The following is a 7,927-nucleotide window of genomic DNA, read 5'->3' on the forward strand; positions in this document are numbered from 1 at the left end:
GCCGTCCGCTCCCGCTGAGCGGGAATTCCCGTCGGAGGGGCCGTTAGGTGTAGAGGAAGACGGTGTCGAACCAGACCAGGCCGAGCGGCTCGCTCAGGAAGAACCGGCCGTCGGCGGCGGGGTTGGCCGTACCACCCGGGGGCGACGGGAGCACCCGGGCGTCGTAGGCGGGACTGGAGCGCCATGCGGCCGCCACCGCGTCCGGGACGTACGGGGCGAGCGGTTCCGGCACCTCCGGCGGGGCTGCCGGCTCGAAGGTGCCGGGATCCGTGGCCAGGGTGGCCGCCACCGTCTCCTTCGGCAGCCGGGCCAGGCCGACGAGCCGGATCCGGGAGTCCGGACCCGGCACGGTCCGTTCGCTGGTGCCGCTGCTCCCGCTACGGCCCCCGGCTCTGCTGTCATCGATGTCGTAGCCGAGCCAGTGCGGGTCGGACAGCGCGCCGAGGGCGCCGAGGCGCGTGCGTATGGGCTCGGCGTCGGTGCGGACGCGCAGGTGGTCCGGGGGCTGCCGGTCGGAGGCGGCGGTGCAGCCTGCCGCGCCGGCGACGGCGGCGGGGAGCAGCAGCGAGCCGCCCAGCAGCCGCAGGAACTGCCGCCGGCTGCTCCGTTGGCTGCCGGGTCGGCCGCTTCGCAGGTCGCTCCGTCGGCTGCTCCCCGGCCGCTGCCCGCTCATCCGTTTCCCCTCGCCCCGCCCGGCCGCTCCGCCGCTTCGTGTCAGTTCAGGGCCGAGATCATAGCGGCCGCCGTCGCGGCCATCGCCGTACGGGCGGCGGTCAGGTAGGGGCGGGGGTCGGCTCCGGTGAGGTTGGTCCGAATGGCCTCGGTCATGGCCACGTTCAGCGCGGTGCCGATGTTGACCTTGCGGATGCCGCCCGCCACCGCCGCCGCCAGTTCGGAGTCCGGCAGGCCGGAGGAGCCGTGCAGGACGAGCGGCACGTCGAGGGTCTTGGCCAGGCGGGCCAGGAGGACGCGGTCGAGGGCCGCCGTCCGGGCGGTCATGGCGTGCGTGCTGCCGATGGCGACGGCCAGCGCGTCCACTCCCGAGTCGGCGACGAAGCGACGGGCCTCGTCCGGGTCGGTACGGGCGCCCGGGGCGTGCGGGTCCAGTGGTGCGTCCCCGCTCTTGCCGCCGACCTCGCCCAGCTCGGCCTCGATCCAGAGGCCGTTGGCGTGCGCCCAGTCCGCCGCGGAGCGGGTGGCCTCCAGGTTCTCGCCGTACGGCAGGTGCGCGGCGTCGTACATGACCGAGCCGAATCCGGCGTCGGCGGCCTGCCTGAGCAGCTCGGGGCTCTTCACGTGGTCGAGGTGGAGCGCGACGGGGACGGCCGCGGCCTCGGCGCATGCCGCTGCGGCGCGGGCGATGGGGAGGAGCCGGCCTTCGCGGAACTTCACCGCGTTCTCGCTGAGCTGCAGTACGACAGCGGTGCGCACCCGCTCGGCTCCGGCGACGACGGCTTCGGCGTGCTCCAGCGTGATGATGTTGAACGCGGCGACGGCCCGCCCTCCGGCGGCCGCCTCCCGCACCAGGTCACCGGTGGCCGCGAGGCTCATCGCACCGCCTCCTCTCCGGAGGCGAGGATCACGGACCGGGTGAGGTGTCGGGGCCGGTCCGGGTCCAGGCCCTGCCCGTCGGCGACGGCCACCGCGAGGCGGTGTACCCGTACGAGCTCGGCGAGCGGATCGAGGGTGCCGGCCACCCACAGGGCGCCGGTTCCGGCCACCTGTTCGGCGAGCCCCTCGGGGGCTTGGCCGATCGACCAGGTGACGGTGCCCGGGCCGGTGACGCTGATGGGGCCGTGCCGGTACTCCATCGCCGGATAGGACTCGGCCCAGGAGAGGGATGCCTCGCGCAGCTTCAGGGCGGCCTCGTGGGCGATGCCGACGCTCCAGCCGCGTCCGAGGAAGGTGAACTGCCCGCAGCCGAGCAGCCGTTCGGGCAGGGGTTCGGCGAGGGCGGCACGGGCGTCGGCGACCACGGCGGGCGTGTGGAGGCCCGCGTGGGCCCGGAGCAGGGTGAGGGCCGTCGTCGCGAACCGGGTCTGCACCACGGACTGTTCGTCGGCGAAGTCGAGTACGACCAGGTCGTCGGCGAGGCTGGTCACGGGCGTGGCGGCGTCACCGATGACGGCCGCGGTGCGGATGCCGGCGTCGCGGAGCCCGGCGAGCAGGTCCAGCACTTCGGTCGTCGTGCCGGACCTGGTGAGGGCGACCACCCGGTCGTAGCGGCGGTGCCGGGGGAACTCGGAGGCGGCGAAGGCGTCGGTCTCGCCCTGCCCCGATTCCTCGCGGAGCACGGCGGCGGCCTGGGCCATGTAGTACGAGGTCCCGCAGCCGACGATCGCGACGCGTTCCCCGGGCCTCGGGAGCACGTCCCGCCGGCCGGAAGCAATGTCAGCGGCCCGTTCCCAGCAGTCCGGTTGTGTGCTCAGCTCGTTCGCGACATGACTCATGCCGTCTCCCTCTGCGAGACATTGCAGTTTCATGCAAGATATCCACCTGTTTCAATCAACTTCAAGCACCCGAAGCACGTGAGCGGCCTGAGGGACCTGCGAGACCTCGAAGAAGCCGAGGGAACCGAAGGAACCGAAGGGCATGGAGGGGGAGGTATGTCCCGGGAGACACGCTGGCAGTCGCTGCTGGAGCTGCTGGTGGAGCGCGGCAGTCTGGAGGTGGAGTCGGCGGCCGAGGCGCTCGGCGTGTCGGCGGCGACGATCCGCCGCGACTTCGACCAGCTGGCGGAGCAGCAGCTGCTGGTCCGCACCCGGGGCGGTGCGGTGCAGCACGGGGTGTCGTACGAACTCCCGCTGCGCTACCGCACCTCGCGCCGGGCCGCCGAGAAGCTCCGGATCAGCCAGGCCGTGGCGGAGCTGCTGGCGCCGGGAGAGGTGGTGGGGCTGACCGGCGGCACGACCACGACCGAGGTGGCCCGCGCGCTCGCCGCCCGACCCGACCTGGCCCAGGGCTCGGCCGGCTCCCCCGCGCTGACCGTGGTGACCAACGCGCTGAACATCGCGGCGGAGCTGGCGGTCCGCCCCCAGTTCAAGATCGTCGTCACGGGCGGGGTCGCCCGGCACCGCTCGTACGAGCTGACCGGGCCGCTGGCCGACGGCGTGCTGAGCCAGATCTCCCTCGACACCGCCGTCCTGGGCGTGGACGGCTTCGACCCCGCCGAGGGCATCTCGACCCGCCACGAGGACGAGGCGGCGGTCAACCGCCTGCTCTGCGAGCGCGCGCGGCGCGTCATCGTGGCGGCGGACTCCACCAAGCTCGGCGTCCGCGCCTTCGCCCGGATCGGGGCGCTCGCCGGGCTCGACGTCCTGGTGACGGACACCGGCCTGCCGACGGCCGCCGCCTCCGCCCTGGAGGATGCGGGGATCGAGGTCAGGCGCGTCTGACGTCGGAAGGTATCCGAGCCCCACCGGGGAGGCCGTCGGCATGCACACGGCGGCGCCCCGCCCGGCAGTTCCCGGGGGCGGGGCGCCGCTGTGCGCCGGGCGACGCGCGGGGGCTACAGCAGGGCGATCGAACTCGCCCGGTCGTTCATCGCGTCCCCGACGTACGAGGTCGACTGCTGGTACTCCTGGTGGACGCCGGAGGTGTTGGGGGCGTCCCAGAGCTCCAGCCAGCAGGACAGTGTGGTCAGTGAGCTGACGGAGTTGTTCCAGGTGCCGTCGAGGTTGATCTGGGCGTCCCGGCCGTTGCCGCTCTGGCAGCCGCTCTCGCCCGTTAAGACGAGGGCGGAGCCTCCGTAGTTTGAATCCGTATAGACGACGCCGAGCTGCACGGCCTGCGCCCCCGAGGCGACCGGGCTTCCCGAGGTGCCCGAGGTGCCCATGAGACGGTCGGCCAGCTTCCGGTCGATGTGCTTGCCCGACAACGGCGCGTCGGTGATCCGTCCGTTGGTGGAGGAGGCGATGGCCTCACGGAACGTGGTGTAGCACTGCATGTTGCCCGAATCGACGTTGAGCACACAGTTGCCCGGGGCGGCGGGCACGGCGGGGACGGCGTCCGCGGCGTTCGCGGTGGCAGCGGCTGCACCCAGGGCGAGCATGGTGGCGGCCGTGGCGATCGCAATGCATGACGTACGAGCAAACATGGGTCACTCCTGTCTCGTGGACGTTCTGCCGACACCGTGGATGCTTCCGCTGCCGTGCCGCATGGGCCAGAGGCACATTCGGCCAGAGTCGGTGTACGAGACACGGGTTTCGGAGGTTCCCCGGGGGAATGCGTCGCGGCGCGCACCACCCCTGACCTGCCGCAACCCATTGCATGGACCATCGACCGGAACACCGGGAAGGCGCCGCGGAATCCGACGCGAACTGTTCGGGGCTGCAGCCGTCAGGTGCCGCGGGTCCAAAGACGTGCCGCCGCCCCCCTCGTGGCCCTATTCGGCAGCACGGAGGACGGCGGCACTCTCCCTGCGCTCGGAGTGTTTTCCAGCCCGGCGGACCGGGTCGGGTTTGCGGGTGCGGTCAGTGCCGGACGGTCACGACGATCTTGCCGATCTGCGCGTTCGACTCCAGGTAGCGATGGGCGTCGACGATCTGGTCCAGCTCGAACGTACGGTCCACCACGGGGCGGAAAGCGCCTGCCCGCAGGCCTGAGTTGACGAACGCGGCCGCCCGGCGCAGCCGTTCGGGCTGCCGGACCGTCTCCAGCATGGTGTACGACCGCATGTTCAGTGCGGGCAGGGCGAGTTGGACTCCCGGGTAGGGCGTCGGCTCGCCGCTCAGCGCGCCGTAGACCAGCAGCGTGCCCTCGTCCGCGACGGTCTTGGCCAGCTCCACCACCCCGGGACCGGCGACGGCGTCGAACACGAACTCGGCGCCCTTGCCGCCGGTCGCCGCCAGCACCCGCTCGACGACGTCCTCCTCGTCGGTCACCACCACCTCGGCCGCACCCTGCTTCAGCAGGGCGTCGCGCTTGGCGGCGGTGCGCGTGAGGGCGATCGGCACGGCCCCGACCCGCTCGGCGACCTGCAGGGCCGCCAGGCCCACGCTGCTCGACGCGGCGTTCAGTACCACGGTGTCACCGGGCCGCATCCCGCCGACCTCCACCAGCGCGCCGTACGCCGTCACGTACGGCATCCACACCGCCGCGCCCTCGACCGCGCCCAGCCCCTCGGGCCGGTGGAGCACCGCCGAGGCGGGCACGAGGGCCCGCTCCGCGTAAACCCCGTAGTCGTTCTGCGAAAAGGCAGGCACGGTACTGACCGCGTCCCCGACCCGGAATCCGGTCACCCCTTCGCCCATGGCCTCGACCACGCCGGCGGCCTCGTTGCCCAGCCGCGCGGGGAACTGCTTCACCGGCTCGATGTACCGGCCACTGCGGAACAGGGTCTCGGCCCGGTTCAGCCCGATGGCATCCACCCGTATCCGCAGCTCACCGGGACCGGGCTCACCGACCTCCACGTCCTCCAGCCGCATCACCTCGGGCCCGCCGAGCTCATGGAACAGAACCGCCCGGGCAAGGTCCCCGCGCTCCACACCGTGCACCCTCTGCACACCCTGCACATCTGACACGCTCAACACGCTCCTCATTCAAGGCAACAGTCGTTATGTCCTGACACCTGATCAACTCAGAGCGCGATTGGTTTCATTCCTGAGGCAGTGGTCTTCGACGTAGAGCATGCGTCGTCCTGGATCGGCACGGAATTCATGGGCCGAGTAACAGCCGGCCGTCCACGACCCGCCGGGCCCTCGTACTCGTCGGGGTGCGTCAGGAGCCGGCTGTCTCGGCGATCAGGGCCACCGCCGCGTCGAGCATGGCTATCTCCTCCGGACTGAGCGTCGGGTTGGCGGCCCGCCGCTTCCTGGCCTCCGCAAGGTGCACCTCTTCGATGCCGCCGAGATGCCGGAGCAGCGACGAGAGCACAGCGCGGCCGGCATCGGCGAGCTCCACCGGCATCGCCACGATGGCCTGGGCCAGGAGCAGTGCGGCCATCGCCGAGTCCAGGCCGGGCGGACCCTCCGCTGTAGTGCCCCAGTCGATCACCATCGGCCCCTGCGGTGTCAGCATGACGTTCTCGGGATGGAGGTCCAAGTGCAAGACCCGGAGCCCGGGGTCGGCGGAGATGCGCGCCGGGATCTCGTGCAGACGCCGCAGCAGATCCGCCAGTATCTCGCCCGCCCGTTCGGCCGTGACCGCGCCATTGATCAAGGCGTCCACCATCGTCATTCCGGACAGCCGCTGCATCACCAACTCACCTGCGGCCGTCCCCGGCCAGACCGCGGGAACCGGAAACCCGTGCTCCGCCAGGTATGCCATCACGGCGCCCTCACCTGTGGCGTCATCACCGCCCCGGTAGCGCCTGAGCACCCGCCCGTCATCCAGCGCAAACACATCCGCCGTCCGGCCGGCCCCCACCAACTCACCGATCTTCATACCGAAGAACCTAGTTGGAGCAGGCTGGATGGTGCCAGATCACCCTGCCGTCGACTGGAGCCCCTACGGACGGCGGCGCGGCTCGAAATCGTCTACTGGCTGGGGGGCCGCACCCAGGGAGCGAAGCGCTGATCGGGGCCGGCGCCCTCGCGCCAGTACCGCAGTACGGATTCCTGGACGATGTCGAGCCGCTCTGCGGCGATGAGGCAAGAGACGGGCTCCTGCCCGCAGGCGTCGGCCTCGAAGGCGACCAGGACGGGCGGTTTCACACCGAGCTGACGGGTGACTCTCCGGAGCTCGTCGGGCGACGGGGCGCGGAAGACCGGATCGTGAAAGACCGACGGGCAACTGACGAAGAGAGGATCACCGAAGACCAGCTCCAGGTCATGGTGGTAGACCAGGTCGTAGCCGGCGGCAAGCCTGAGCTGTCCACCGTCCCAGGCGAGGACGTCCCAATCCCACCAGGACCCTTCAGGAAGCTGGATCGCAGCATGTGGCCGTTCGACGTCCACCCTTGCCCCTCACACCTGTTCGAGTAGATCGACAGGCTACACAGTGGCTTGAGGCCCTTCAGCTTGGCGAGTTGGGACTCTGAGGTGTCTCGCCGGACCCTCCACCTCACCGCCGCCTTCAGGCCCGGCGGTGGTCGAGAGCAGCTCGGCACCGGCCCCAGGCGGGCCGCACTCGCCGTCCGGCGGGAGCGCGTGGCGATCTGGGGCACCTTGGCCTCCCTGATGGGCGGGCCCGTCCTGGTGTGCGGCCGTCGCAGCCCATGTCGGCCTGTACTCGCCGTCCGGCAGAAGCGCGTAGCGATCTGACGCGCCCTGGCCGCCTTGGTGCGTGGCCGTTGTGGCCCATGTCGGCCTGTACTCGCCGTCCGGCGGGAGCGCGTAGCGATCTGGGGCGCGCTGGGCGCGCTGGGGGGCGGTCATCCGCTCCGCTGTACTTCGGCTTCCCGCCCGGAGGGCGGCTGGCCGAGCGCGAGCCGCTGCTCGTGCCCGCCGAAGCCAGAGCAGCAGGACCCGAAGGTTCCCCCCATGCCGTTCCCCCGGGGGCCGCCCGACAGTCCTTGTCGTTCCGTGACGGTCGTCGGGGTCAAGGGTGGCCCAACGGGCCATCGGCTTGCCGACGCGACGAAGGAGCGCCCTTGACGCCGGCGACCGTCCCGGGATGACACTGGGACTGACGGGCAGCCCCCGGGCACCTACTCGCTCCTGACCCAGCGGAGCGGGCTGCCTGTGCGGGATCGGGGGCCTTGGCCCGCCCTGCTCAGCCCCGCCCTGCCCGGCCCCGCCCTGCCCGGCCCGGCCCCGCCCGGCGCAGATCAGCGCAGACCGGCCCAGCCCCGTCCCGAAGCCGAGGCAAGACTCGTCGAGCAGACCCAGGTGAAGACGTCCTGGCCTCCAGGCCCCGCCACTCGCAGCCTGCTCCGCCCGGGCGGAATCGCAGGGGTGCCCGGGGGCTGCCCGTCAGTCCTCACTGTCCTTCCGTGCCGGCCGTCGGCGTCAAGGGCGCTCCTTCGTCGCGTCGCCCGTTGGGCGAT

Annotated in this window: 8 protein-coding genes; 1 reads left to right on the forward strand and 7 read right to left on the reverse strand. The window is 71.8% G+C overall.

The window, feature by feature from the left end; translation table 11 throughout:
* Positions 1-43: 43 nt before the first annotated feature.
* From AB0O36_RS07405 to AB0O36_RS07415, 3 genes are read right to left on the reverse strand one after another with little or no spacing between them, the layout of a single operon-like run.
* Entirely contained in the window at positions 44-673 is a 630-nt protein-coding gene (locus AB0O36_RS07405; RefSeq protein WP_365105394.1) for a hypothetical protein, read from the reverse strand.
* Positions 674-714: 41 nt separating this feature from the next.
* Positions 715-1,551, reverse strand: coding sequence for a class II fructose-bisphosphate aldolase (locus tag AB0O36_RS07410; RefSeq protein ID WP_365105397.1), 837 nt, complete (start codon positions 1,549-1,551; stop codon positions 715-717).
* Positions 1,548-2,450, reverse strand: coding sequence for a sugar isomerase (locus tag AB0O36_RS07415; RefSeq protein WP_365105400.1), 903 nt, complete (start codon positions 2,448-2,450; stop codon positions 1,548-1,550). Before AB0O36_RS07415 ends, AB0O36_RS07410 begins: the two co-directional genes overlap by 4 nt.
* Before the next feature lie 156 nt (positions 2,451-2,606).
* On the opposite strand from AB0O36_RS07415, the gene AB0O36_RS07420 reads away from it, so the two are divergent.
* Positions 2,607-3,395 (forward strand): DeoR/GlpR family DNA-binding transcription regulator, encoded by a 789-nt coding sequence (locus tag AB0O36_RS07420; RefSeq protein WP_365105403.1) that lies wholly within the window; start codon positions 2,607-2,609, stop codon positions 3,393-3,395.
* 113 nt (positions 3,396-3,508) lie between these two features.
* Here AB0O36_RS07420 and AB0O36_RS07425 read toward each other — a convergent pair whose 3' ends face one another.
* From AB0O36_RS07425 to AB0O36_RS07440, 4 genes are all read right to left on the reverse strand, one after another.
* Positions 3,509-4,096, reverse strand: a complete 588-nt coding sequence (locus AB0O36_RS07425) for a hypothetical protein (RefSeq protein WP_365105406.1) — start codon at positions 4,094-4,096, stop codon at positions 3,509-3,511.
* A gap of 376 nt (positions 4,097-4,472) precedes the next feature.
* The gene (locus tag AB0O36_RS07430) at positions 4,473-5,426 is read right to left on the reverse strand and encodes a zinc-dependent alcohol dehydrogenase family protein (protein WP_365105451.1); all 954 of its coding nucleotides are present in this window, start codon (positions 5,424-5,426) and stop codon (positions 4,473-4,475) included.
* 292 nt (positions 5,427-5,718) lie between these two features.
* Positions 5,719-6,384 (reverse strand): phosphotransferase, encoded by a 666-nt coding sequence (locus tag AB0O36_RS07435; RefSeq protein WP_365105409.1) that lies wholly within the window; start codon positions 6,382-6,384, stop codon positions 5,719-5,721.
* Between the two features lie 92 nt (positions 6,385-6,476).
* The gene (locus tag AB0O36_RS07440) at positions 6,477-6,896 is read right to left on the reverse strand and encodes a hypothetical protein (protein WP_365105411.1); all 420 of its coding nucleotides are present in this window, start codon (positions 6,894-6,896) and stop codon (positions 6,477-6,479) included.
* Positions 6,897-7,927 lie beyond the last annotated feature (1,031 nt).

The sequence above is a fragment of the Streptomyces sp. NPDC089799 genome (genome assembly GCF_040684755.1).
In the GTDB taxonomy this organism is placed as follows: domain Bacteria; phylum Actinomycetota; class Actinomycetes; order Streptomycetales; family Streptomycetaceae; genus Streptomyces.

Excerpts from the sequence above, each read along its gene's own strand:
- AB0O36_RS07415 (WP_365105400.1), bottom strand. The coding sequence starts at position 2,450 with ATGAGTCATGTCGCGAACGAGCTGAGCACACAACCGGACTGCTGGGAA.
- AB0O36_RS07405 (WP_365105394.1), bottom strand. The coding sequence starts at position 673 with ATGAGCGGGCAGCGGCCGGGGAGCAGCCGACGGAGCGACCTGCGAAGC.
- AB0O36_RS07425 (WP_365105406.1), bottom strand. The coding sequence starts at position 4,096 with ATGTTTGCTCGTACGTCATGCATTGCGATCGCCACGGCCGCCACCATG.
- AB0O36_RS07430 (WP_365105451.1), bottom strand. The coding sequence starts at position 5,426 with ATGCGGCTGGAGGACGTGGAGGTCGGTGAGCCCGGTCCCGGTGAGCTG.
- AB0O36_RS07435 (WP_365105409.1), bottom strand. The coding sequence starts at position 6,384 with ATGAAGATCGGTGAGTTGGTGGGGGCCGGCCGGACGGCGGATGTGTTT.
- AB0O36_RS07420 (WP_365105403.1), top strand. The coding sequence starts at position 2,607 with ATGTCCCGGGAGACACGCTGGCAGTCGCTGCTGGAGCTGCTGGTGGAG.
- AB0O36_RS07410 (WP_365105397.1), bottom strand. The coding sequence starts at position 1,551 with ATGAGCCTCGCGGCCACCGGTGACCTGGTGCGGGAGGCGGCCGCCGGA.